Origin of the sequence: Streptomyces sp. 5K101 (assembly GCF_046506645.1) — a bacterium.
In the GTDB taxonomy this organism is placed as follows: domain Bacteria; phylum Actinomycetota; class Actinomycetes; order Streptomycetales; family Streptomycetaceae; genus Streptomyces.
The window spans coordinates 105,319-128,287 of the sequence record NZ_JBKFFO010000016.1 but is presented as its reverse complement, the minus strand read 5'-3'; the positions used below and the strand labels follow the sequence as shown (position 1 = coordinate 128,287).

Annotated in this window: 21 protein-coding genes; 4 read left to right on the top strand and 17 right to left on the bottom strand. The window is 70.8% G+C overall.

Going from position 1 to position 22,969, the window contains the following annotated elements; genetic code table 11:
* The first annotated feature begins 19 nt into the window (after window positions 1-19).
* On the top strand, window positions 20-862 hold the full coding sequence (locus tag ACLB9X_RS27140) for a siderophore-interacting protein (protein ID WP_410363036.1): 843 nt from the start codon (window positions 20-22) through the stop codon (window positions 860-862).
* A 336-nt stretch (window positions 863-1,198) separates the two neighbouring features.
* Here the strand turns inward: ACLB9X_RS27140 and ACLB9X_RS27135 are convergent, their stop codons facing one another.
* A complete protein-coding gene (locus tag ACLB9X_RS27135) occupies window positions 1,199-1,828 on the bottom strand; it encodes a MerR family transcriptional regulator (protein WP_410363035.1) in 630 nt (209 codons plus the stop codon).
* A gap of 105 nt (window positions 1,829-1,933) precedes the next feature.
* On the opposite strand from ACLB9X_RS27135, the gene ACLB9X_RS27130 reads away from it, so the two are divergent.
* The gene (locus ACLB9X_RS27130; protein WP_410363034.1) at window positions 1,934-2,962 is read left to right on the top strand and encodes a hypothetical protein; all 1,029 of its coding nucleotides are present in this window, start codon (window positions 1,934-1,936) and stop codon (window positions 2,960-2,962) included.
* A gap of 42 nt (window positions 2,963-3,004) precedes the next feature.
* On the top strand, window positions 3,005-3,400 hold the full coding sequence (locus ACLB9X_RS27125) for a nuclear transport factor 2 family protein (RefSeq protein WP_410363033.1): 396 nt from the start codon (window positions 3,005-3,007) through the stop codon (window positions 3,398-3,400).
* A 66-nt stretch (window positions 3,401-3,466) separates the two neighbouring features.
* Here the strand turns inward: ACLB9X_RS27125 and ACLB9X_RS27120 are convergent, their stop codons facing one another.
* The 11 genes from ACLB9X_RS27120 to ACLB9X_RS27070 all read right to left on the bottom strand — a co-directional run bounded on the left by ACLB9X_RS27120 (window position 3,467) and on the right by ACLB9X_RS27070 (window position 14,723).
* A complete protein-coding gene (locus ACLB9X_RS27120; protein ID WP_410363046.1) occupies window positions 3,467-6,298 on the bottom strand; it encodes a DEAD/DEAH box helicase in 2,832 nt (943 codons plus the stop codon).
* A gap of 160 nt (window positions 6,299-6,458) precedes the next feature.
* Window positions 6,459-7,412 (bottom strand): twin-arginine translocase subunit TatC, encoded by a 954-nt coding sequence (gene tatC / locus ACLB9X_RS27115; protein ID WP_410363032.1) that lies wholly within the window; start codon window positions 7,410-7,412, stop codon window positions 6,459-6,461.
* 47 nt (window positions 7,413-7,459) lie between these two features.
* Window positions 7,460-7,747, bottom strand: a complete 288-nt coding sequence (gene tatA, locus ACLB9X_RS27110) for a Sec-independent protein translocase subunit TatA (protein ID WP_410363031.1) — start codon at window positions 7,745-7,747, stop codon at window positions 7,460-7,462.
* 239 nt (window positions 7,748-7,986) lie between these two features.
* Window positions 7,987-8,184 carry a hypothetical protein gene (locus ACLB9X_RS27105; protein WP_410363030.1) on the bottom strand — a complete coding sequence of 66 codons (198 nt, stop codon included), beginning with the start codon at window positions 8,182-8,184 and terminating at the stop codon, window positions 7,987-7,989.
* 20 nt (window positions 8,185-8,204) lie between these two features.
* Window positions 8,205-8,459 carry a hypothetical protein gene (locus ACLB9X_RS27100; protein WP_410363029.1) on the bottom strand — a complete coding sequence of 85 codons (255 nt, stop codon included), beginning with the start codon at window positions 8,457-8,459 and terminating at the stop codon, window positions 8,205-8,207.
* On the bottom strand, window positions 8,456-9,439 hold the full coding sequence (locus ACLB9X_RS27095) for a helix-turn-helix transcriptional regulator (protein ID WP_410363028.1): 984 nt from the start codon (window positions 9,437-9,439) through the stop codon (window positions 8,456-8,458). Before ACLB9X_RS27095 ends, ACLB9X_RS27100 begins: the two co-directional genes overlap by 4 nt.
* A gap of 11 nt (window positions 9,440-9,450) precedes the next feature.
* The gene (locus ACLB9X_RS27090; RefSeq protein ID WP_410363027.1) at window positions 9,451-10,434 is read right to left on the bottom strand and encodes a helix-turn-helix transcriptional regulator; all 984 of its coding nucleotides are present in this window, start codon (window positions 10,432-10,434) and stop codon (window positions 9,451-9,453) included.
* Window positions 10,435-10,589: 155 nt separating this feature from the next.
* Window positions 10,590-10,964, bottom strand: a complete 375-nt coding sequence (locus ACLB9X_RS27085) for an FKBP-type peptidyl-prolyl cis-trans isomerase (protein WP_410363026.1) — start codon at window positions 10,962-10,964, stop codon at window positions 10,590-10,592.
* A gap of 45 nt (window positions 10,965-11,009) precedes the next feature.
* The gene (locus tag ACLB9X_RS27080; protein WP_410363025.1) at window positions 11,010-11,963 is read right to left on the bottom strand and encodes an FKBP-type peptidyl-prolyl cis-trans isomerase; all 954 of its coding nucleotides are present in this window, start codon (window positions 11,961-11,963) and stop codon (window positions 11,010-11,012) included.
* Window positions 11,964-12,080: 117 nt separating this feature from the next.
* On the bottom strand, window positions 12,081-13,442 hold the full coding sequence (pafA, locus tag ACLB9X_RS27075; protein WP_307716319.1) for a Pup--protein ligase: 1,362 nt from the start codon (window positions 13,440-13,442) through the stop codon (window positions 12,081-12,083).
* Window positions 13,443-13,451: 9 nt separating this feature from the next.
* Entirely contained in the window at window positions 13,452-14,723 is a 1,272-nt protein-coding gene (locus ACLB9X_RS27070; RefSeq protein WP_410363024.1) for an MFS transporter, read from the bottom strand.
* A 142-nt stretch (window positions 14,724-14,865) separates the two neighbouring features.
* Between ACLB9X_RS27070 and ACLB9X_RS27065 the strand changes: the two genes are divergently transcribed.
* A complete protein-coding gene (locus tag ACLB9X_RS27065) occupies window positions 14,866-15,972 on the top strand; it encodes a LacI family DNA-binding transcriptional regulator (RefSeq protein ID WP_410363023.1) in 1,107 nt (368 codons plus the stop codon).
* Window positions 15,973-17,171: 1,199 nt separating this feature from the next.
* On the opposite strand, the gene prcA is transcribed toward ACLB9X_RS27065, so the two are convergent.
* The 5 genes from prcA to arc form a co-directional block, all read right to left on the bottom strand.
* On the bottom strand, window positions 17,172-17,936 hold the full coding sequence (prcA, locus tag ACLB9X_RS27060) for a proteasome subunit alpha (RefSeq protein WP_410363022.1): 765 nt from the start codon (window positions 17,934-17,936) through the stop codon (window positions 17,172-17,174).
* Window positions 17,937-17,975: 39 nt separating this feature from the next.
* Window positions 17,976-18,821 (bottom strand): proteasome subunit beta, encoded by an 846-nt coding sequence (gene prcB, locus ACLB9X_RS27055; RefSeq protein WP_410363021.1) that lies wholly within the window; start codon window positions 18,819-18,821, stop codon window positions 17,976-17,978.
* A 147-nt stretch (window positions 18,822-18,968) separates the two neighbouring features.
* Window positions 18,969-19,187, bottom strand: coding sequence for a ubiquitin-like protein Pup (locus ACLB9X_RS27050; protein WP_030879180.1), 219 nt, complete (start codon window positions 19,185-19,187; stop codon window positions 18,969-18,971).
* Window positions 19,188-19,336: 149 nt separating this feature from the next.
* The gene (dop, locus tag ACLB9X_RS27045) at window positions 19,337-20,848 is read right to left on the bottom strand and encodes a depupylase/deamidase Dop (protein ID WP_410363020.1); all 1,512 of its coding nucleotides are present in this window, start codon (window positions 20,846-20,848) and stop codon (window positions 19,337-19,339) included.
* A 259-nt stretch (window positions 20,849-21,107) separates the two neighbouring features.
* The gene (gene arc, locus ACLB9X_RS27040; protein ID WP_410363019.1) at window positions 21,108-22,874 is read right to left on the bottom strand and encodes a proteasome ATPase; all 1,767 of its coding nucleotides are present in this window, start codon (window positions 22,872-22,874) and stop codon (window positions 21,108-21,110) included.
* Window positions 22,875-22,969: the final 95 nt, after the last annotated feature.

Below are 22,969 nucleotides of genomic sequence, written 5' to 3'. Positions count from 1 at the left end.
ACGTCCCAGGGAGAGCACCGTGTCAGAGCGACCGGTCCGCAAGGCACCGAAGGTCCACGAGGCGAAGGTCGTGCGCACCGAGCGGCTGACGCCGCACATGGTGCGGGTGGTGCTGGGCCTCGACGCGTCGTCCTCGTTCGGGATCGGCGAGTACACCGACCACTACGTGAAGCTCGTCTTCCCGGCGGCGGGCGTGCGTTATCCGGAGCCGTTCGACATGGAGCGGATCCGCGAGGAGTTCCCGCGCGACCAGTGGCCCGCCAACCGCACGTACACCGTGCGGTACTGGGACGCGGCGCAGCGCGAGCTGACGATCGACTTCGTCGTGCACGGCGACGAAGGCCTCGCGGGGCCGTGGGCGGCGCGCGCCCAGGCGGGCGAGACGGTGCGCTTCCTCGGCCCGGGCGGCGGGTACGCCCCCGCGCCCACGGCCGACTGGCACCTGCTGGCGGGCGACGAGAGCGCGCTCCCGGCGATCGCCGCGGCGCTCGAACAGATGCCGCCGGGCGCGGTGGTGCACGCGTTCGTGGAGGTGGCCGGCCCGGAGGAGGAGCAGAAGATCGCCACGCCCGACGGCGTGGACATCACCTGGCTGCACCGCGGCGACCGCCCGGCGGGCGAGGCCCTGGTGGCCGCGGTGGCGGCGCTGGACTTCCCGGAGGGCGAGGTCAGCGCGTTCGTCCACGGCGAGGCGGGCTGCGTGAAGGAACTGCGCCGTCGGCTCCGCATGGAACGCGGCGTCCCGCGCGAGCAGTTGTCGATCTCGGGCTACTGGCGTCTGGGCAAGTCGGACGAGGCGTGGCGCGCGATCAAGCGTGAATGGAACGAGCAGGTGGAACGCGAACAGGAGCGCGCCGCGTAGGCCCGCTCAGGGCCGCGGGCCGCCGCGTCCCGGTGCGAGGCGGCCCCCCGCGCGGAGCGCGTTTCGCCCGTGCCGGGCAGCGCGCTCCACAGGGACGCCCCGCCGCTGCTCCGGCCGCGCGCATGCCGTGGGCCGTCGGGCAGCGACGCGCGGGGCCGCCCCAGCAGGCGCGGCGGGTGCCCACCGCACAGGCAGGGGCCGCCCCGCCGAAGTCGCCCCGACGCGGTGCCTCGCGCGGCGAACGGCGGCGCCAGGCCCAGACCATGGACCGCCGCGACGAGGCGCCTGCGTCAGCACGGTGACGAGCGGCCGCCGCTCGGGTGGGCGTATCCCCGGCTAGGACTCGTACATCGTTGCCGAGCGGTGCGTCTGGGCCAGGCGGCGCAGGGAGGCCAGCATCGCGTCGCCCAGGACCGTACCGACCACCACTCCCTCCACCAGGTCGTCCAGACCCGCCCTGCCGGCCGCGTACGCCAGGTCCGCGTCGGCCACCCGGTCGGCCGCGTCGGCGTAGTCGTCGAGCACCTCCGCGAACGCCCCGTGGCCCACGCGGTCCAGTGCCGCCAGCGTCTCGGCCAGGGCCGTGGCCGCCGGGTCGCAGACGTGGACCTGCCAGCCCCGCCGGGCGATCAGCTGCCCGACCCGCTCCCGCGCCGCCGCGAGTGACGCGTCGTCATCGACCTGCGCGTACCGCGGAGTGATCCGGTGCGCGGCCTCCCCCAGCACCTTGTGCACCGACCTGTCCGGGTCGTCGACCGCCGCGATCACGTCCCGGATCGCCGCCACGGACAGCCCTCCGACGTCGAGGAGCGCCCGGATCAGGCGCAGTCTGCGTTCGTGCCGGTCGTCGTAGCTGGCCTGGTTCGGGCTGCTCAACTCTCCCGCGGGCAGGAGTCCTTCCCGCACGTAGTACTTGATCGTGGGGACCGACACCCCGGTCCTGCGGCTCAACTCACCGATGCGCACCGCGTGTCCACCTTTCCGCCCTTGCCATCACCGCATCCATCATAGATAGTCTCCCTATCAGATAGCGGATAGTCTCACTATCCACAACCACTCTGGGGGGTCTCCATGTCCGCATGGACGTCGTGGCACCGGCCACTGCTCACGTTCGCCGCGTCGATGGCGGCGCTCGCCGTCGTCTCGGCCGTGGGCCTGGCCGTCGACGACCGGGTCGTCGCCGGCGCGCCGGTCTGGTTCAAGCCGTTCAAGTTCTCGGTGTCGTTCGTCGCCTACGCGCTCTCGCTCGCCTGGATACTGTCCCTGCTGCCCCGCTTCCGGCGGGTCGGCTGGTGGGGTGGCACCGTCGTCGCCGTGACCAGCGCGATCGAGATGATCCTGATCACCGGCCAGGCGGCGCGCGGCAGGCGCAGCCACTTCAACAACGAAACGCCTTTCGACAAGGCCGTGTTCGACGCCATGGCGGTGACGGTCGTCGTCCTGTGGGCCGCCACCCTGCTCATCGCCGCCCTGCTGTTCCGCGCGAAGCTCGCGGACCGCGCGTCCGCCTGGGCGATGCGCTGCGGCACGGTACTGGCGCTGAGCGGCGCAGTCCTTGGCTTCATGATGGCGCGGCCCACGCCGGAGCAGCGGGTGCAGCTGGAGCACGGCACCGCCGACGTCGTCGGCGCGCATGGCGTGGGGGTCGCGGACGGCGGCCCGTCGATGCCGTTGACAGGCTGGGAGACGACCGGCGGCGATCTGCGCATCGCGCACTTCGTGGGGCTGCACGCCCTCCAGGTGCTGCCCTTCGTCGTGTTCCTGCTCGTCGCCCTCGCCCCACGCTTCGCCCGCCTCGCCGACGAACGCGTCCGCCTCCGCCTCGTCCTGGTCGCCTCCGGGACGTACGCCGCCGTGTTCGCCCTGGTGACGTGGCAGGCGCTGCGGGGTCAGGCTCGCGGACACCGTCGCCGCCGTCACCGGCGCGCTGGCCGGTGCGGTGCACGGCATCGGGGCCGTGCCCGTGCGCTGGATACGGGCGCTGCACGTGCCACTGCCCGGCTGGAGCGACCGGGTGCCGGGGTCGGCCCAGCTCACCGAACTGGCCCGGTCGCTGGCCGGATTCCACGGCGTGGACAGTCCGTCGGACCCGGCAGATGATTGGACAAACAGGAGGAACAGGCACGAAAGGTGTGGTTCGCCATGTCTGAGCACCCCGACTGCGCCCTGGTCCGCAAGGGTTACGCAGCGTTCAGCGAAGGCGACATGGAGACGCTGAGCTCCCTGATGACGGAGGACGCGGTCTACCACGTCCCGGGCAACAACCTGCTCTCCGGGCACCACAAGGGACGCGATGCCATTCTCGATCGCTTCCGCCGCATGGGCGAGGAGACCAACGGCACCATGCAGGTCCAGCTGGACGCGGTGCTCGCCGACGGCCGCGGACACGTCATGTCCTTCCACACGTCCCGTGGCGACCGGGGCGACCACGGCCTCGAGATCCGCCAGGGGCTGTTCTTCACGATCGTCGGCGGCAAGGTCACCGACATCGACCAGTGCACCGAGGACATCGACGAGGAAGACCGGTTCTGGAGCTGAGACGGGCGCGGCCGGGCCCACCGTCGCGTGGAGCCCGGCCCCTGGTCCCAGCCGATCCCTCCGGTCTCAGCCCACCGAGCTGTAGGCCACAACGCCCCGCAGCAGCGCGTCGACCGCCTTGCGGGCGTTCTTCGCGACGGTGCTGTTCTCGTGGGGAGCGGCCGCGGCTATCTGGCCGAGGACGTCGATGACCTGCTTGCACCAGCGCACGAAGTCTCCCGCGGGCATCTCCGCCTCGCGCAGCACCTCGTCGAGCCCCTTGTCCGACGCCCACTGGTACGCGGCCCAGGCGAAGCCGAGGTCCGGCTCGCGCTGCCCGACCCCCTCCGCCTGGTTGATCTTGAACTCCTCCTCCAGGGCGTCGAGCCGGCCCCAGATGCGGACCATCTCGGCCAGCGCGGTCTTCGCCCGGCCCGAGGGCACCTTGGGCGCCACCGCGTCGTCCGCCTGCCGCGCCTCGTAGACCAACGCCGAGACGCACGCGGCCAGTTCGGCGGGGTTGAGTCCCTCCCAAACGCGGTCGCGCAGGCATTCGCTCGCCAGCAGGTCCAGCTCGCCGTACAGCCGGGCGAGCCGCTTGCCGTGCTCCGTGACCTCGTTGCCCCGCAGATAGTCCATCTCGGTCAGCAGGGCGACGATCCGGTCGAAGGTCCGCGCGATCGTGTTCGTACGCCCCTCGATCCGGCGCTCCAGCTGGCGGGTGTCGCGCTTCAGGCGGTGGTAGCGCTCGGCCCAGCGGGCGTGGTCCTCGCGCTCGTCACAGCCGTGGCAGGGGTGCGCGCGCAACTCGGCGCGCAGGCGCGCGATTTCACGGTCGTCCGCCGCGGGCGACCGCGACGTGCGGCGCCGGTCGGGCACGATGCGGCCGGCCTTGGTGCGCAGGGCGGAGGCCAGGTCGCGCCGGGACTGCGGGGACCGGGCGTTGAACGACCTCGGGATGCGCATCCGCTCCAGTGCCTCGACGGGCACCGGGAAATCTATGGACGCCAGCCGCTTGACCTGGCGCTCGGCCGTGAGCACCAACGGGCGCGGCCCGTCGTGGTATTCGAAGCCGCCGCGGTGTCCGTTGGTCCGCCCCGCGGGCAGCCCCGGGTCCAGCACCAGCGCGAGGCCCGCGAACTTGCCGGTCGGGACGTGGATGACGTCTCCCGGCTTGAGCTTCTCCAGCGAGGCGGCGGCCGCCGCCCGGCGCTGCGCCGCGCCCTGCTTGGCCAGCTCCGTCTCGCGGTCCTTGAGGTCGCGGCGCAGCCGTGCGTACTCCTCGAAGTCGCCGAGGTGGCAGGTCATGCCCTCCCGGTAACCCTGCAGGCCCTCCTCGTTGCGCTGGACCTGGCGGGAGATGCCGACCACCGACCGGTCCGCCTGGAACTGCGCGAAGGACGTCTCCAGCAGCTCGCGCGAGCGGTGCCGGCCGAACTGCTGCACCAGGTTGACCGCCATGTTGTACGACGGCTTGAAGCTGGAGCGCAGCGGATACGTGCGGGTGCCGGCGAGCCCGGCGAGCGCCTCCGGGTCCATGGCGCGCTGCCACAGGACGACGGCGTGCCCCTCGACGTCGATGCCGCGCCGGCCGGCCCGGCCGGTCAACTGGGTGTACTCACCGGGGGTGATGTCCGCGTGCTGCTCGCCGTTCCACTTGACGAGCTTCTCCAACACCACCGAGCGGGCGGGCATGTTGATGCCGAGTGCCAGCGTCTCCGTGGCGAACACCGCCTTCACCAGGCCCTGTACGAACAGCTCCTCCACGACCTCCTTGAAGGTCGGCAGCATGCCCGCGTGGTGGGCGGCGATGCCCCGCTCTAGACCTTCGAGCCACTCGTAGTAGCCGAGGACGTGGAGGTCCTCGGTGGGGATGGCGGCCGTGCGCTGCTCGACGATGTCGCGCACTCTGGCGCGCGCCTCGTCGTCGTTGAGCCTCAGGCCCGCGTACAGGCACTGCTGCACGGCGGCCTCGCAGGCCGCACGGCTGAAGATGAACGTAATGGCGGGCAGCAGCCCTTCGGCGTCCAGCCGGTCGATGACCTCGGGCCTGCCGGGCGTCCAGATGCGGCTGCGCTGGCGCCGCTCGCGCTCGCGGTCGGCCTCGCGGACCGTCTTCCCGCGGCGCCGGTCACGGGGGTTGTACGTGCGCTGGTTCTCCATGCGGGCCAGGCGCACCAGGTCGGGGTTCACCTCGCGCCGACTCCGGCCGCGGCCGCCGTGGTCGGTGCCCTCCTCGAAGAGGTCGTACATCCGGCGGCCTGCCATGACGTGCTGCCACAGCGGGACGGGCCGCTCCTCGGAGACGATCACCTCGGTGTCGCCGCGCACGGTGTCCAGCCAGTCGCCGAACTCCTCCGCGTTGGACACGGTCGCGGACAGTGACACGAGTGTCACGGACTCGGGGAGGTGGATGATCACTTCCTCCCAGACGGCGCCACGGAAACGGTCGGAGAGGTAGTGGACCTCGTCCATGACCACATAGCCCAGGCCCATGAGCGACTGGGAGCCCGCGTACAGCATGTTCCGCAGGACCTCGGTGGTCATGACGACCACGGGCGCCTCGGAGTTGACACTGTTGTCCCCGGTGAGCAGGCCGACCTTCTGCGCGCCGTAGCGCCTGACGAGATCCGCGTACTTCTGGTTGGACAGGGCCTTGATGGGCGTGGTGTAGAAGCACTTGCGGCCCTGGGCGAGGGCCAGGTGGACGGCGAACTCGCCCACGATGGTCTTGCCCGAGCCGGTGGGCGCGGCGACGAGCACGCCCTTGCCCGCCTCCAGGGCCTGGCATGCCTCGATCTGGAACGGATCGAGGTCGAAGTCGTACAACGCGCGGAAGGGGGCCAGTGCGGTGGCCTCCTCAGCAGCGCGGACGCGTGCGGCGGCATAGCGCTCGGCGGGAGAGAGATCCTCGGTCATCTTGCTCATGAGCCTACCCGCCCCCTCTGACAGTGAGCGGATCTTTAACGACGGGCGCATCTACCCCTGCCGGTACCCGCGCCGGGCGCCGTTTGCACGCGAGGAGGGGCCGAGGATTTCTCCCTCGGCCCCTCACCTTGCGTGCGTCGGCGACTACGGATCAGGTGATGTCGTCGTATCCGTTGAGCCGGTTCGAGCGGCCGCCGTCGGCGTCGCCGGTCGCCTGCTCGGGCAGCGCGCGGGCCGCCGGGACCGTCTCCACCTCGCCGATCTCCGAGGGCGTCAGGTCGAGGTCGGACGCCTCGTCGTCGTCGAGCCCGGCGTCGGGGTCGTTGCGGCGCCTGCGGCGGTCGTTGAGGAGCGAGAAGCCGACGGCGAGGAAGTAGAGCAGGATGATCGGGCCGGAGAGCGCCACCATGCCCAGCGGGTCGGTGGAAGGCGTGGCGATCGCACCGAAGACGAAGATGCCCATGACGGCGGCCCGCCACCAGCCGAGCATGCGTCGTCCGGTCACGATGCCCGTCAGGTTCAGCATGATCAGCAGGAGCGGCAGTTCGAAGGAGAAGCCGAAGATCAGGACCATCCGGACGGTGAAGTCCAGGATCTTGTCGACGCTGAGCAGGTTCTCCGCCGGGGCCGGGGTGATGGAGAGCAGCACCTTCATGCTCACCGGCATGATCAGGTACGCGAAGTAGACGCCCAGGGCGAACAGCGGGGCCGCCGCGGCGGCGAAGTAGTAGCTGTACTTCTTCTCGTTCTTGTGCAGGCCCGGGGCGACGAAGGCCCACAACTGGTAGAGCCAGATCGGGCAGGAGGCGACGATGCCCGCCATGAGCACCACCTTGACCGTCGTGGTGAACGGCGACAGCAGGTCGGTGTAGACGACGGTGGCGCACACCCCGCCGGTCTTCGGGCCGTCGTTCCCGCACTCCGGCACGGGCGAGGTGAGGAACTCCATCAGCTCCTGGCTGTAGGCCACCGCGACGACCGAGGCGATGACGATCGCCAGCATGGCCTTCGCGAGCCTGTTACGGAGCTCACGCAGATGGTCCGCGAGCGGCATCCGCCCCTCGGGGTCCTTCTCCTGCTGATTCGAGCGGGCAGACTTGAGCAACCCACGTCCTCATCTCGTGCGGCAGGCCACCACCGGGTGGCCTTGGGTCAGCGCTGGGGGGTGTCGGTGGACTCGTTCACCGGGCGAGCGCTGGTGACATCGCCGGGCGCGGCCTGGATCGTGCGGGGCGCGGTCTGGCCCTGAGCCGGGTCCTTCGGCTCGGCGGGCGTCGCCGAGGGCTGCCCCTCCGACTTCATCGCCTTGGCCTCGCTCTTGAGGATGCGGGCGGACTTGCCCAGCGAACGCGCCATGTCGGGAAGCTTCTTCGCCCCGAACAGCAGGAGGATGAGCAGCGCGATGATGATGATCTCGGTGGGGCCGATCTGTCGGAACATAACTGTGTCTACCTTCTCACCGAGGCGGCTTGGGGCTTTGGCTTCGGGCCGCCTCGGACCGACGTCCGAGAGCGACCGCCAGCGATCGTAACTCGGACGGGTAAACGCAGGGCAATCCCTGTGCATACACCCGTCAGCGGTCGGCGCCTCATCTCCGGTGCCGCCACCAGCAGCGTACCGCTCGGATCAGCGCCGCAGCAGAGTGCGTCGGTGATCTCCGTCCACCGTCCCGGGGCGGCTCAGCGCAGCGTCTTCCCGGTCTGCGCGAGGCATGTCGCCGCCCGCTCCAGGTCCTCGGCCGCCCGGTCGATCCGCTCGGCGGTGCGGGCGACCTCACGGCCCAGGCGCTGGGCCTCGACGAAGACCTTGATACCGAGGACGCCCAGGACGGCGACGCCGAGGAAACCGAGGGCGATGGCGAGCATGGGCCAGAACATGCGACGAGCCTAGACCGTCCTCAGCCGGTGCTGTGCAGGCGCAGGGTGCGCACGCCGCCGCCGGTCAGCAGCTCGACGATGCGCTCGCCGGCCGGCTTGCGGACGGCGGAGCCGCACTCGGGGCAGGTGAACGAGTAGAAGGTGGTACGGCGGCTGCCGCCGATCGCCAGCCGCAGGGCGCCCGCGGACAGCTCGAACCGCGCCCGGCAGTCGGGGCAGGCGGCCTTGAAGAGGACCGGCAGGGCGGCGTCCGGGACGGTGGGCAGCACGGTCACGCGATGGCTCCTCGGTCCTCGCCGTCGTAGGCGGCGAGCGCCTCCTGTGCCGCTGCCCGCGCGCTGGCAGCCAGCTCCGGCGGGGAGACGATCCGCCCGTCCCGGCCCAGCCGCAGCGCGAGCCTGCGCAGGGAGGCGGGCGCCGGTGTACGCAGGGTGATGCGCAGTCCCCCGTCGGCCAGCTCCTCGGCGCTGTCGTGCGGGTAGTACTCGGCGACCCAGCGTCCGCCGGGGCCGACCTCGACGATCACCTCGGGGTCGTCGGCGGAGGGCTGCACGAGCCCTTCGGACAGGTCGCGCAGTTCGATCTCGGGCGGCGCGGCCGGGGCGTCGAGGAGCCGGATCTCGGCCACGCGGTCCAGCCGGAAGGTCCGGCGCGCCTCGGAGAGGCGGCACCACGCCTCCATGTACGTGTGGCCGACGGCGAAGAGGCGGATGGGGTCGACCTCGCGCTCGGTGAGCTCGTCGCGCGCCGGCGAGTAGTAGCGCAGCCACAGCCGGCGGCGCTCGGAGATGGCCCGGTCGACGTCGGCGAAGACGCCGCCCTCGGACTCGAAGGTCACCGACAGCCTGGAGCTCGCTCCGGCTGCCTCGCCGGCGGCGCCCTCGATCTTCGCGGTGGCCCGCAACAGGGCGTCCCGGTCGCCCTCCCGCAGGCCGGGCAGGGTGGCGACGGCCCGCGCCGCCACGAGGAGCGCGGTCGCCTCGTCGGCGGCCAGTCGCAGCGGCTCCGCGGTGGACTCGCCGGAGGCATCGGGGTTGCGCCACCAGATGCGCTCGCCGTCGGTGTCGATGTCCAGCAGGTCGCCGCCGCGGAAGCTGGTCCCGCACATGGGCAGGACGTCGAGGTCGGAGATCAGCTCGTCCTCGCTGATGCCGAAGGCGCGGGCCACGTCGGCGACGCGCGCGCCGGGGCGCTCACGCAGATACGTCACCAGCGACAGCATGCGCCGGGTCTGGTCGATGGCGTTCGCGGCCATGGTCGTCCCCCTCAGCCCTTGGCCACGGCACGCAGCCGGTCCACCACGTCGGCCCGCAGGTCCGCGGGCTCCAGCACGACGACGTCCGGGCCGAACTCGACGAGCCAGGCGTCCAGTCCGTGTCCGTACGGAATCTCCAACTCGTCCCAGCCGTCGCCGAGTTCCCGTACGGCCGTGGCCCGTGAGCGCAGCGGGTATCCGCAGCCGGAGCGCAGGCGGATCCGGGCGGAACGGGTGGCGGTCTCCCCCGCCCAGCTCTCGACGGTCTCCCGTACGGTGACGACGTCGGGCACGGGCACGGTGAAGGCGCCGGACCGCGAGGAACGGACCTTGCCGGTGATCCGGGACAGCCGGAAGACCCGCTCGGCCCCGCGCCCGCGGTCGTGACCGGCCAGGTACCAGTGGCCGCGCCAGCATTCGAGGGCCCACGGCTCGACATGGCGCTTCTCGGGCTGCGCGGCGTTGGCCTTGCGGTAGTCGAAGAGGACCGGGCGGCGGTCGCGGCAGGCGAGCATCAGCGGCTCGAACGCCGACTCGTGGACGGGGATGCGGGGTTCGAGGGCGCTGTGGTGCGCCTCGTAGGCGTCCTCGGTCTCGGGCATGCCGGCCGCGCGCAGCTTCTGCAGGGCGCCGCTGGCGGCGCCGGCGAGGCGGGCCTGCTGCCACACCTTGGCGGCCAGGCCCAGGGCGGCGGCCTCCTCGGCGTCGAGGGTGATCGGGGGCAGACGGTTGCTGTCGCGGCGGGCGAGGTAGCCGATCTCGCCGTCGAGGGACTCCACCGTCTCGATGACCAGGCCGAGTTCGCGCAGATCGTCCTTGTCGCGCTCGAACATCCTGTTGAAGGAGTCGTCGGAGCCGGCCGCGCCCTCGCCCGGCCGGAAGGCCTCGACGTATGCCTCGATGGACCCGCGCAGCTCACGCTTGCTGAGCGGGCGCCGGGTCCCGAGCAGACACAGCGCGAGATTCATCAGCCGCTCGGCCTTGGCAATGGCCATCGACGCCCGTCACCTCATCTGATGGAGTCCTTACGACCGTCGACCGTACCGCCCCTGGGTGTCCGGACAAAAGCGAGGGCCCGTGCCTGGGCCCCGGGCGGAGTCCGGGGAAGGCACGGGCCCTGTCACGCTGTGCAGCGCTGTGGAACGCTCCGTCAGGCGGCGACCAGGTCGCAGACGAAGATCAGCGTCTCGCCGGGGGCGATGCGGCCGCCGCCGGCGCCGCGGTCGCCGTAGGCCAGGTGCGCGGGGATGGTCAGCTGGCGGCGGCCGCCGACCTTCATGCCCTGAACGCCCTGGTCCCAGCCCGGGATGACCTGGCCGGCGCCGAGCTGGAACTGCAGCGGGGTGCCGCGGTTCCACGAGGCGTCGAACTCCTCGCCGGTGGAGAAGGCCACGCCCACGTAGTGGACGGAGACGGTGTCGCCCGCCTTGGCCTCCGGGCCGTCGCCCACCCAGATGTCCTTGATCTCCAGGTCGGCCGGCGGCTCGCCGCCCGGGAAGTCGATCTCGGGCTTGTCGATGCTCACGGATGTCGCTCCTTGCGTTCTTGGTGCGAGTCAACCGGGACAGTCTTACAGAACCGCCAGGATGTCGACGGAGAAGACCAGCGTGGACTTGGCGGGGATGCCCTGCTGCTCCTGGTCGCCGTAGCCCATGTCCGGCGGCACGACAAGCAGGACACGACTGCCGGCCTTCTTGCCCTCCAGGCCCTTCTGCCAGCCCGGGATCACCTGTGCCAGCGGGAAGTTGACCGGCGCTCCGCCCCTGGCGTAGCTGCTGTCGAACTCCTTGCCGTCCTTCCACAGGACGCCCTTGTACTGCACGGCCAGCGTGTCGCTCGCCTTCACCGCGGGTCCGGTGCCCTCGATGATGTAGGTGGACACGAGCGCGGTCGGCGCGTCCTTCTTGGGCACGGTGATGGTCGGCGCCTTGCCGTCGGTGTTGGTGCCGACCTTGGGCAGGTCGATGTTGTCCTGGGCGACCTCGCTGCCCTTGGCGGTGGCGGGCAGGGTGGTGCCCTTGACGATGTCCATCACGAACACCAGCGTCGCGTTGGCCGGGATCTCGCCCTGTCCCTGGGCGCCGTAGCCGAGCTCCGGCGGGATGGAGACCTCGATCCGGCTGCCGACCTTCTGGCCGTCCAGGGCCTTCTGCCAGCCCTCGATGACGCCGCCGCCACCGATCGTGACCGCGAACGGCTCACCGCGGTCGAAGCTGTTGTCGAACGGCTTGTCGCCGTCCCACAGCTGCCCCAGGTAGTCGACCTTGGCGAGGTCGCCCTTCTTCAGGGCCGGGCCGCCGCCCTCGCTGATGACGTTGACCTTCAAATCCTTGGGCGGCTCGCCCTCGCCCTTGGCGAGGGTCGGCTTCTCGCCGAACTTCTTGCCGGCGGTGATCGTGGGCAGCCCGTTCGTCATCGAGACGGCCGAGGTGGAAGCGGAATCGGAGTCCTTGTCTTCGCTGCCGCAAGCCGCTGTCGACAACAGCAGCAGGGGCACGACGAGAAGGCCGGCAAGTCGGCGCACGTGTTCCTCAGATCTCTTACGGCTCAGTAGTTGCGGACACTCTAGGGCGTGCCACGGGCCCCGCACGAGAAACGTACGGGGCCCGGGTGACGTTCCGACCGTCGATGCTGACGCGCCTCACATGCCGGCGATGAGCTTCTCCACGCGGTCGTCCACCGAACGGAACGGGTCCTTGCACAGCACGGTGCGCTGCGCCTGGTCGTTGAGCTTGAGGTGCACCCAGTCGACCGTGAAGTCCCGCCGCTGCTCCTGTGCACGGCGGATGAAGTCGCCGCGCAGCCGGGCCCGGGTGGTCTGCGGGGGCACCGACTTGCCCTCGAAGATCTTCAGGTCGTTGCAGATGCGGGCGGCCTGTCCCTTCTTCTCCAGCAGGTAGTAGAGCCCGCGCCGGCGGTGGATGTCGTGGTACGCGAGGTCTATCTGGGCGACCCGCGGGTGCGACATGGTCATGTTGTGCTTGGCGCGGTAGCGCTCCAGGAGCTTGTACTTCATGACCCAGTCGATCTCGGTGCCGATGCGGTCGAGGTCCTCGGTCTCGATCGCGTCGAGCGTGCGGCCCCAGAGCTCGAGGACCTGGGCGACCGTGCCGGTGCGGATGCCCCGGCGGTCGACGAAGTCGACGGCCTTCTCGTAGTACTCCCGCTGGACCTCCAGGGCGGAGGCCTCACGGCCGGAGGCGAGGCGCACCTTGCGCTGGCCGGTGATGTCGTGGCTGACCTCGCGGATGGCCCGGATCGGGTTCTCCAGGGTGAGGTCGCGCATGACGGTGCCCGCCTCGATCATGCGCAGCACGAGGTCGGTGGCGCCGACCTTGAGCAGCATGGTCGTCTCGGACATGTTCGAGTCGCCGACGATGACGTGGAGGCGGCGGTAGCGCTCGGCGTCCGCGTGCGGTTCGTCGCGGGTGTTGATGATCGGACGGGATCGGGTGGTGGCGGAGCTGACGCCCTCCCAGATGTGCTCGGCGCGCTGGCTGACGCAGTAGACCGCGCCGCGCGGCGTCTGCAGCACCTTGCCCGCGCCGCAGAGCAGCTGCCGTGTCACGAGGAAGGGAATGAGGATGTCGGCCAGCCGGGAGAACTCGCCGTGCCGGGCGACGAGATAGTTCTCGTGGCAGCCGTAGGAGTTTCCCGCCGAGTCGGTGTTGTTCTTGAAGAGATAGACGTCGCCCGCGATTCCCTCCTCGTGCAGGCGGCGTTCGGCGTCGACGAGCAGGCCTTCCAGAATGCGCTCGCCGGCCTTGTCGTGCGTGACCAGCTCGGTCACGTTGTCGCATTCCGGCGTTGCGTATTCCGGATGCGAGCCCACGTCGAGGTACAGGCGGGCGCCGTTCCGCAGAAAGACATTGCTGCTGCGGCCCCATGACACGACACGGCGGAAGAGGTAGCGCGCCACTTCGTCAGGTGACAGTCGGCGCTGTCCCCTGAACGTGCACGTGACGCCGTACTCGTTCTCCAGCCCGAAAATGCGGCGGTCCATGTCTGAACATTACGCCTCGCGGCCTGAACTGAAACCGGGTTGGGCGGCCCCGTTTCGATCATTTTCCAATGAGTCCGGAACCGAGCCCGTAATGCCGTCGGTACGGCCCGCGACGGCGAGCACGCGCTGAGTGGCCGTCAGGACGAGCAGGGCGGCGAATCCCCCTGCGCCGGCGACGGCGAAGCTCCACGCGGTGCCGCCGATCTCGACGGCGGGACCGGCGACCGCCGTACCGACGGCCGCGCCCACGCCGAAGGTGGTCACCAGCCACGAGAACGCCTCGGTGACGGTGCCGCGCGGGGCGTGCCGGTCGACGACGATGAACGCGCAGGCGATGGCGGGGGCGAGGAAGACGCCGGCGAGCGCCGACAGGGCGGTCATCGCGAGGACACCGGGGGTGAGCACGAGCGGCAGGTACCCGAGGGCGAGCAGCGCGACGATGGCCCGCAGCCTGGTCTCGGGCGCTCCGGCCCACTGCCGCGCGCCGTACAGGGTGCCGCCGACGAGGGCGCCGAGGCCGAGGGCGGCCATGAGCCAGCCATAGACGGCCTCGCGGCCGTGGTCGTCGGCGTAGGCGACGCCGGCGACGGTGATGGAGCCGAGCGCGAGGCCGACGAAGAAGAACGCGCCGAGCAGGACGAGCAGCCCCGGCGAGCGCAGGGCGCCGAGCCAGTGGGCCTCGCGGGGGGCCGAGCGCCAGGCGCGGGACGGCTGGGACAGCACGACGGACAGGGCGCCCACGACGCCTATGGCGTTGATGACGAGGAGCGCGGCGGCGGGCGACCAGACGGACACCAGCAGGGTGACCAGCAACGGGCCGACGGTGAACATGATCTCCTGCGCGACCGCGTCCATGGCGTAGGCCCGGTGCACGCGGTCCTCCTGGCCGAGCACGCTCGGCCACAGGGCGCGCAGGCCGCCTTCGAGCGGTGGCGTGAACATTCCGGCGACGATCACCGCGGCGTACGCGAGGGGCAGCGAGCCCGTCCCGGTGACGGCCAGCAGCAGCATGCCGAGCGCCGAGACGACGGCGGAGGGGAACTGGACCCTCGGCTGTCCGTACAGGTCGACGGCGCGGCCGAGCAGCGGCTGTCCGACGGCCGTGGCGATTCCGTACACGGCGGCGAGGGCGCCGGCGAGGGTGTAGCTGCCGCCCTCGGCGCGCGTGAACAGGACGATGGCGATGTGGGCGGTGGCCGCGGGCAGCCGGCCCACGAGGGTGCCGGTCAGCAGCCGTGCCGCGTGCGGCGCTCTGAGGATGTCTGCGTATCCGGCGGCCATCGGGGATCCCCTCTCCCCCGGACGCTGCCGAGGTTTTACGTATAACGTGCTCCTCCATACGTACCATGTCGACAGTCCGCGGGTCCACCGTGCCGCCGCCCCGGACGCTCGCGGAACACAGCGCGGCCGAGGACGGCACCGCATGGCACACCCGATCCCCGAGGGCCGTCCCGTTCCGCCGGACGTGGGCCCCGCCCGGCCCACCAGCAAGGACGTGGCCCGCGTCGCCGGGGTCTCGCAGGCCACGGTCTCCCTGGTCCTGGGCGACAAGTGGCGCGGCCGCGTCTCCGAGCGCACCGCCTCTGTGGTGCGCGACGCGGCCCGGGAGATCGGGTACCGGCCCAATCTCGCCGCCCGCAATCTGCGCCTCGGACACACCAGGACGGCGCTGCTCGTGGTGCCGGCCCTCACCAACGAGTTCTTCGCCCGCGTCTACACCGGCGCGGCCGCCGTCGCCGCCCGCCACGGCTTCGGCGTCGTCCTCTATCCGTCCCCCGAGGGCATCGGGCCCGCCAAGGACCCGTTCGCCTCCGCCCGCGCGGCTCTCGACGGCGTCATCGCCTCCTCGATGGCCGCCGGTGCGCTCGCCGAGATCCGCGGCAGCGACCTGCCGCTCGTGATGCTGGACAGCGACCCGTCGGACACCGGCGTCGCCGCCCACGTCAACCTGGACATCGCCGACGGCATGCGGCAGGTGACGGACCATCTGCTCGGGCTGGGACACCGGCGGTTCGTCCATCTCGCCTCCGGCGTCGCCTCCTGGACGTTCGACGTGCGCGCGCGGGCGCTGCGCTCGGCCCTCGCGGCCGTGGCCGACGCGGAGCTGACGACGGTCGCGGCAGCGCTCGACGTGGACTCCGGCCGCGCCGCGGCCGAGCGGGCACTCACCGCGCCGGGCCCCCGGCCGACCGCGCTGGTCTGCGACGACGACATCCTGGCCGCGGGCGCCTGCAAGGCGGTGCGCAGGCTCGGGCTGCGCGTCCCCGAGGACGTGTCGGTCACGGGTTTCGACGACCTCGCGCTGGCCACCGCGGTGGAGCCGGAGCTCACCACGGTCCGCCTCCCCGCGGAACGGATCGGCGAACGCGGCATGTCGGCGCTCCTCGCGGTGCTGGACAACCGGTCGCTCGAACAGGACGTGCTCCCGGTCGAACTGGCCGTACGCGGCTCCTCGGCGCCCCCGCCGCACAGCCGCCCGGCGTCCCACGGCGCGCCGCGACCGGCCACGGAGGACCGGCCGTCCGGCTGACCGATTCGCTGCGTCCGCGCTTGAGGCGCCGCGACGGCCCGTGGAACGATCGCGATCATGACCAGTGCCGCCCAGCGCCCGATCGACGCGACGCTGCTCGGCGGCGTACGAGCCGCGGGCTCGGTGCACCTCGTGTCCGGCGGGCGGCTCGGCGTCCGGCACGAGGACCGGCTGGAGCTGCACGACCGTACGGCGTTCCTCGCGGGCGGACCGTCGCTGCTGCACTCCCTGGCGCTGCCCCGTCCGGCGCGGGCCGCCTCGCTGCCCGACGGGTCGGTCGTCGCGGCCGAGAGCGCCCGGATCCGGGCGGTCGGCCCCGACGGGCACACCCGCTGGGCGCTCCCCCATCCCGTCTGGCACCACGGCTCACGCGGGCCGCGGCCGCCGGGTGCTCCGGTCGTCAGCCCCGACGGCCGCCTGGTCTGCGCCGTCGTGCCGACGCTGGGTCCGGACACCGAGGAGCGCGGGTACGGCCGGGACACGCTGCTGCTCCTGGAGGCCGCCACCGGTGCCGTCCTCGCCGAGCGGCCCGTCGGCTCGATCGCCTCCGGCACGACCGGCGCCTGGCACCCCGACGGCCACCTGATGGCGCTGTCCTGCTGGACGGCCTGGGCGAGCTGGACGACCTGGTGGGTCGAGCCCCGCCACGACGGACTCCACATCCGCGGCGGGGTCGGCATGCACGAGGTCGTCGGTTTCGTGCCCGGCACCAGCCGGGCCCTCACCCTGCGGCGCGCGGAGCACATCGCCGTCAACGACGACCGTGACGAGCTCGCCGCGCACGACGCCGCGAGCGACGAGCAGACCGCGCTGTTCGACCTGTCCGCGCTCGCGGCGGACCCCGAGAACGACGAGTTCACCGCGGCCAGCCTGATCGACGGCGCCCACGTCCTGGTCGTAGGCCGGGTCTTCCCGCGGTGCAGGCCGCCCGCCACCCGCCACTGGCTCTGCGACGCGCGGACCCTCGCGCCCCTGGGCAGGCTGCGCTATCCCCGCCGGGTCGGCACGGCCGTCACCGCGCTCGGCGACGGCACCTGGCTGACCCGCCACGGCGACGAGATCCACCACTGGGCACTGCCCGCCCACCCTGCGCCCGGCAGGCCGCGCCTGACGCCGGAGGGCTCCCTCCGGCCCCCGCACAGCAGTGCCCCGGACCGCACGGGCGGACCGGGGCACCGGCGACAGGGATGCCCGGCGCGCTACTCCGTGCCCTCCTCCGTGTCCTCGGTGTCCGAGGGGGCGTCGGTGGGCGCCGTGGCGGCCTCCTGGGCTTCCAGCAGCCGCGCGAGCTGCCGCCCGATGATCCGCTTGAACTTCCGCGCCTGCGGCCTCGTACGGTCCAGGACCGCGACCTCCAGGCGCTCGGCGGGGATCTCGCGGTCGGTTCCGTTGGCCTGGCTGGACAGGGCCTGGACGGCGAGCTTCAGCGCCTCGGCCAGCGACATGCCGTCGCGGTGCCGCTGATCGAGGAAGCTGCTGATCTGCTCGGCGTTGCCGCCGACGGCGACCGAGCCGTGCTCGTCCACGATCGAACCGTCGTGCGGGAGCCGGTAGATCTGGTCGCCCTCGGGGGACGCGCCGACCTCGGCGACGACCAGCTCCACCTCGTACGGCTTCTCACCGGCGCTGGAGAAAATGGTGCCGAGCGTCTGCGCGTACACGTTGGCGAGGCCGCGGGCCGTGACGTCGTCACGGTCGTAGGTGTATCCCCGCAGGTCCGCGTAGCGCACACCGCCGATGCGGAGGTTCTCGTACTCGTTGTACTTGCCGGCCGCGGCGAAGCCGATCCGGTCGTAGATCTCACTGAACTTGTGCAGCGCGCGGGACGGGTTCTCGCCGACGAAGACGATGCCGTCGGCGTACTGCATGACGACGAGGCTGCGGCCGCGGGCGATGCCCTTGCGGGCGTACTCCGCCCGGTCGGCCATGGCCTGCTGGGGTGAGACATAGAACGGCGTCGACACCGGCTATCCGTCCCTTTCTGTCAAAGGCGAGTACATGGATCAGAGCAGCGCGGCACGCGGGCCGTCGGGGAGGGCCAGGCGGCCTTCGAGGATCGAACTGGCGATCTCGGAGGTCTCGGCCTCGGTGAGCCTGCGGAAGCCCTCGTCGGTGATGACCGTGACGATGGGGTAGATCCGCCGGGCCACGTCCGGGCCGCCCGTCGCCGAGTCGTCGTCGGCGGCGTCGTAGAGCGCCTGGACGACCAGCGTGGTGGCCTGCTGCTCGGTCTGGTCCTCGCGGTAGAGCTTCTTCATGGCGCCGCGCGCGAAGATCGAGCCGGAGCCGGTGGCCGCGTACCCCTGTTCCTCGGAGCGGCCGCCCGTGACGTCGTACGAGAAGATGCGGCCCTTGTCCCGGTCGATGTCGTAACCGGCGAAGAGCGGCACCACGGCCAGGCCCTGCATGGCCATGCCGAGGTTGCTGCGGATCATGGTGGAGAGGCGGTTGGCCTTGCCCTCCAGGGAGAGCTGGACGCCCTCCACCTTCTCGAAGTGCTCCAGCTCCAGCTGGAACAGCTTGACCATCTCCACGGCGAGGCCGGCGGTGCCGGCGATGCCCACAGCCGAGTACTCGTCGGCCGGGAAGACCTTCTGCATGTCGCGCTGGGCGATCATGTTGCCCATGGTGGCGCGGCGGTCGCCTGCCAGCACCACGCCGCCGGCGAACGTCGTCGCGACGATGGTGGTGCCGTGCGGGGCCTCGAAGGCGCCCTGCACCGGCGGCAGCGAGCGGTTGCCCGGGAGCAGCTCCGGTGAGTGCTCGCCGAGGAAGTCCATGAAGGACGAGGAGCCCGGCGTCAGGAAGGCTGCCGGCAGACGCCCGGTGCTACGAGGGTTGGCTTCCACGCGTTTCCTTCCGGGTAGGCGGCGGCCCGCCTCTGCACGCGCGGGCCGATCTTTCGAACTGTGCACGGACCTTACCCGCGCCGTGGCCGGTCATCCGTCCCGGTCCCCCCGGCTTTCGCCGGGGGAATCCGGGACGGACAACCGCCGCTACTCGCCGCCCTTTTGGACGAAGGAGCGCACGAAGTCCTCTGCGTTCTCCTCGAGGACGTCGTCGATCTCGTCCAGTACGGAGTCGACGTCGTCCGACAGCTTCTCCTGGCGCTCCTTGAGGTCTTCGGCAGCCTGCGCGTCCTGCGCCTGCTCCTCGACCTCCTCAGTGGAACGCGTGGCCTTCTGCTGTCCGCCGCCGGTGTCCTTGGTCGCCATGTCCCTCACCCCGCTCGGTTTGCCCTGACGTGAGTTCGTTCGGTCAAGATCAGACCCTACAAGCCGGGTCCGACATCGGCCCCGCACTTTCGCTCAACGTCCGGGGACCACCTCGATGATTCCCGGACGGGAGGACTTTCAGCCCCCGGTCAGCCGCCGGACAGCACGCGGACCAGCTCTTCGGCCGTGCGGCAGCGGTCCAGGAGTTCCTTCACATGATTACGTGTACCACGCAGCGGTTCCAGCGTGGGCACTCGTTGCAGAGAGTCACGACCGGGCAGGTCGAAGATGACCGAGTCCCAGGACGCGGCGGCCACGTCGTCCGCGTACTGCTCCAGGCAGCGGCCGCGGAAATAGGCCCTGGTGTCCTCCGGAGGGCTGGCCTCGGCCCGTTCGACGGCCTGCTCGTCCAGGAGGCGCTTCATCTTCCCGCGGGCCGCCAGACGGTTGTACAGGCCCTTGTCCGGCCGCACGTCCGCGTACTGCAGGTCCACGAGGTGGAGCCGTGCCGCGTCCCAGTCCAGGCTGTCGCGGCGCCGGTAGCCCTCCATGAGCTCCCGCTTGGCGACCCAGTCCAGCTCGCCCGACAGGCTCATGGGGTCGTTCTCGAGGCGGTTGAGCGCGTCCTCCCAGCGCGTGAGGACGTCCTTGGTCTGTTCGTCGGCGTCGGCGCCGAAGCGCTCCTCCACGTACTTGCGCGCGAGCTCGAAGTACTCCATCTGCAACTGGACGGCGGTGAGTGTCCGACCGCTACGGAGCGTGACGAGGTGCTGGAGGCTCGGGTCATGCGAAACCTGGTGCAGCGTGCGCACGGGCTGCTCGACCGCGAGGTCGACCGCGATGAACCCGTCCTCGATCATCGAGAGCACCAGGGCCGTGGTGCCCAGCTTGAGGTACGTGGAGATCTCCGACAGGTTCGCGTCGCCGATGATCACATGGAGCCGGCGGTACTTTTCGGCGTCCGAGTGCGGCTCGTCGCGGGTGTTGATGATCGGGCGCTTGAGGGTGGTCTCGAGTCCCACTTCGACCTCGAAGTAGTCGGCGCGCTGGCTGATCTGGAAGCCGTGCTCGTGGCCGTCCTGGCCGATTCCCACCCGGCCCGCGCCCGTGATCACCTGGCGGGAGACGAAGAAGGGCGTCAGGTGGCGCACGATCTCCGAGAACGGGGTCTCCCGCTTCATCAGGTAGTTCTCGTGCGTGCCGTAGGACGCGCCCTTGTTGTCGGTGTTGTTCTTGTACAGGTGGATGGGCTGCGCCCCGGGCAGCTGGGCCGCCCGCTCGGCGGCCTCGGCCATGATCCGTTCGCCGGCCTTGTCCCACAGGACGGCGTCACGCGGATTGGTCACCTCGGGCGAGCTGTACTCGGGGTGGGCGTGGTCGACGTAGAGCCGTGCGCCGTTGGTGAGGATCACATTGGCCAGGCCGATGTCCTCGTCCGTGAGCTGGCTGGAGTCGGCGGCCTCGCGGGCGAGGTCGAAGCCGCGGGCGTCCCGCAGCGGATTCTCCTCCTCGAAGTCCCAGCGGGCGCGGCGCGCCCGGTGCATCGCCGCCGCGTAGGCATTGACGATCTGGGACGAGGTGAGCATGGCATTGGCGTTCGGGTGGCCGGGGACGGAGATGCCGTACTCCGTCTCGATGCCCATTACTCGCCGTACGGTCATGCGGCCCTCCTTGCCCGGCGGCGCTCCCACCTGGGAGCGGCGCTCAGATACCGCTGGCTCTCCGGTGCGCGTGCGGTGCCCGTCCCCGCACTCCGCGACTCGGCGGTACCGACGAGCCTAGAACGCCGCCGCGTGGGTGGGGAGATCAATTCGGTCATTGCTCCGGTGTGGTCCCACCTGGCCGGAAAGCATCCGGCTGCGGATGCCCGCCCCCTGCCGTCGCGGGGACCGCGGCATCCGCAGCCGGTACGCCTGCCTATTACAGGTACTGACCGGTGTTCGCCACCGTGTCGATGGACCGGCCGGTGTCGGCGCCCTGCTTTCCGGTGACGAGGGTGCGGATGAAGACGATCCGCTCGCCCTTCTTTCCGGAGATCCGGGCCCAGTCGTCCGGGTTGGTGGTGTTGGGCAGGTCCTCGTTCTCCTTGAACTCGTCCACGCAGGCCTGGAGCAGGTGGGAGACGCGGATGCCCTTCTGGTTGTGGTCGAGGAAGGCCTTGATGGCCATCTTCTTGGCCCGGTCGACGATGTTCTGGATCATCGCGCCGGAGTTGAAGTCCTTGAAGTAGAGGACTTCCTTGTCGCCGTTGGCGTACGTGACCTCAAGGAAGCGGTTCTCCTCGGACTCCGCGTACATCTGCTCCACGACCGACTGGATCATGGCGTGAGCCGCGGCGTCCTTCGATCCGCTGTGCTCGCCGAGGTCGTCGGCGTGCAGCGGGAGGGAGGGTGTCAGGTACTTGGCGAAGATGTCCTTGGCGGCCTCCGCGTCCGGACGTTCGATCTTGATCTTGACGTCGAGCCGGCCGGGCCGCAGGATCGCGGGGTCGATCATGTCCTCGCGGTTGGAGGCACCGATGACGATGACGTTCTCCAGGCCCTCCACACCGTCGATCTCGGCCAGCAGCTGCGGGACGATGGTGTTCTCCACGTCCGAGCTGACGCCCGATCCACGCGTGCGGAAGAGGGACTCCATCTCGTCGAAGAAGACGATGACGGGGGTGCCCTCGCCCGCCTTCTCCCGGGCACGCTGGAAGACCAGGCGGATGTGCCGCTCGGTCTCACCGACGTACTTGTTGAGGAGCTCGGGGCCCTTGATGTTGAGGAAGTAGCTCTTCCCCGCGGGCTGACCGGTCACCTCGGCGACCTTCTTGGCAAGGGAGTTGGCGACGGCCTTGGCGATGAGCGTCTTGCCGCATCCGGGCGGGCCGTAGAGCAGGATGCCCTTCGGCGGCCGCAGTTCGTGCTCCTTGAAGAGGTCGGGGTAGAGGTAGGGCAGCTCGACCGCGTCGCGGATCATCTCGATCTGGTTGCCCAGGCCGCCGATCTTGTCGTAGTCGACGTCCGGGACCTCTTCGAGGACGAGCTCCTCGACCTCGCTCTTCGGGATCACCTCGTACACGTAGCCGGAGCGCGGCTCGAGCAGCAGGGCGTCGCCGGGGCGGATGGTCATGTCCAGCAGGGGCTCGGCGAGCCTGACCACCCGCTCCTCGTCGGTGTGCCCGAGCACCAGGGCGCGCTCGCCGTCCTCCAGGATCTCCTTGAGGGTGACGATGTCCCCGGCGCGCTCGAATTCCATGGCGTCGACCACGTTGAGCGCCTCGTTGAGCATGACCTCCTGGCCGCGCCGGAGCTCGTCGAGCTCGACGCTGGGGCTCACGTTCACCCGGAGCTTGCGGCCCCCGGTGAAGATGTCGCACGTGCCGTCCTCGTTCGCCTGCAGGAAGACACCGAAGCCGGCCGGCGGCTGCGCGAGCCGGTCGACCTCCTCCTTGAGGGCCACGATCTGGTCGCGGGCCTCACGGAGCGTGTTGGCGAGTCGCTCGTTCTGTGCGGACACGCCGGCCAGGTTGGTCTGCAGCTCGACGATCCGCTCCTCGAGAATCCTCGTATGACGCGGAGAGTCGGCGAGCTTGCGGCGCAGGACGGCGATTTCCTGCTCGAGATAGGCAACCTGGCCGGCAGGGTCTTCAGACCCCCGCCCCGGCCGGATGCCGCGGTTGATGTCGTCGTCGTGGGCTGCCACGGTCCTCACCTCCTCCAAGGGGAGCTGGACGCTTCCTGACCCTACCTGTGTGGGTGGTGATTGAAACCCCTAGATCACAAAGACGGAAGGGGTGT

Coding starts and splice junctions, on each gene's coding strand:
- ACLB9X_RS27130 (WP_410363034.1), top strand. CDS start 1,934: ATGTCCGCATGGACGTCGTGGCACCGGCCACTGCTCACGTTCGCCGCG.
- ACLB9X_RS27125 (WP_410363033.1), top strand. CDS start 3,005: ATGTCTGAGCACCCCGACTGCGCCCTGGTCCGCAAGGGTTACGCAGCG.
- ACLB9X_RS27120 (WP_410363046.1), bottom strand. CDS start 6,298: ATGACCGAGGATCTCTCTCCCGCCGAGCGCTATGCCGCCGCACGCGTC.
- tatA (WP_410363031.1), bottom strand. CDS start 7,747: ATGTTCCGACAGATCGGCCCCACCGAGATCATCATCATCGCGCTGCTC.
- ACLB9X_RS27105 (WP_410363030.1), bottom strand. CDS start 8,184: ATGTTCTGGCCCATGCTCGCCATCGCCCTCGGTTTCCTCGGCGTCGCC.
- ACLB9X_RS27095 (WP_410363028.1), bottom strand. CDS start 9,439: ATGGCCGCGAACGCCATCGACCAGACCCGGCGCATGCTGTCGCTGGTG.
- ACLB9X_RS27090 (WP_410363027.1), bottom strand. CDS start 10,434: ATGGCCATTGCCAAGGCCGAGCGGCTGATGAATCTCGCGCTGTGTCTG.
- pafA (WP_307716319.1), bottom strand. CDS start 13,442: ATGGACCGCCGCATTTTCGGGCTGGAGAACGAGTACGGCGTCACGTGC.
- ACLB9X_RS27070 (WP_410363024.1), bottom strand. CDS start 14,723: ATGGCCGCCGGATACGCAGACATCCTCAGAGCGCCGCACGCGGCACGG.
- ACLB9X_RS27065 (WP_410363023.1), top strand. CDS start 14,866: ATGGCACACCCGATCCCCGAGGGCCGTCCCGTTCCGCCGGACGTGGGC.
- ACLB9X_RS27050 (WP_030879180.1), bottom strand. CDS start 19,187: ATGGCGACCAAGGACACCGGCGGCGGACAGCAGAAGGCCACGCGTTCC.
- dop (WP_410363020.1), bottom strand. CDS start 20,848: ATGACCGTACGGCGAGTAATGGGCATCGAGACGGAGTACGGCATCTCC.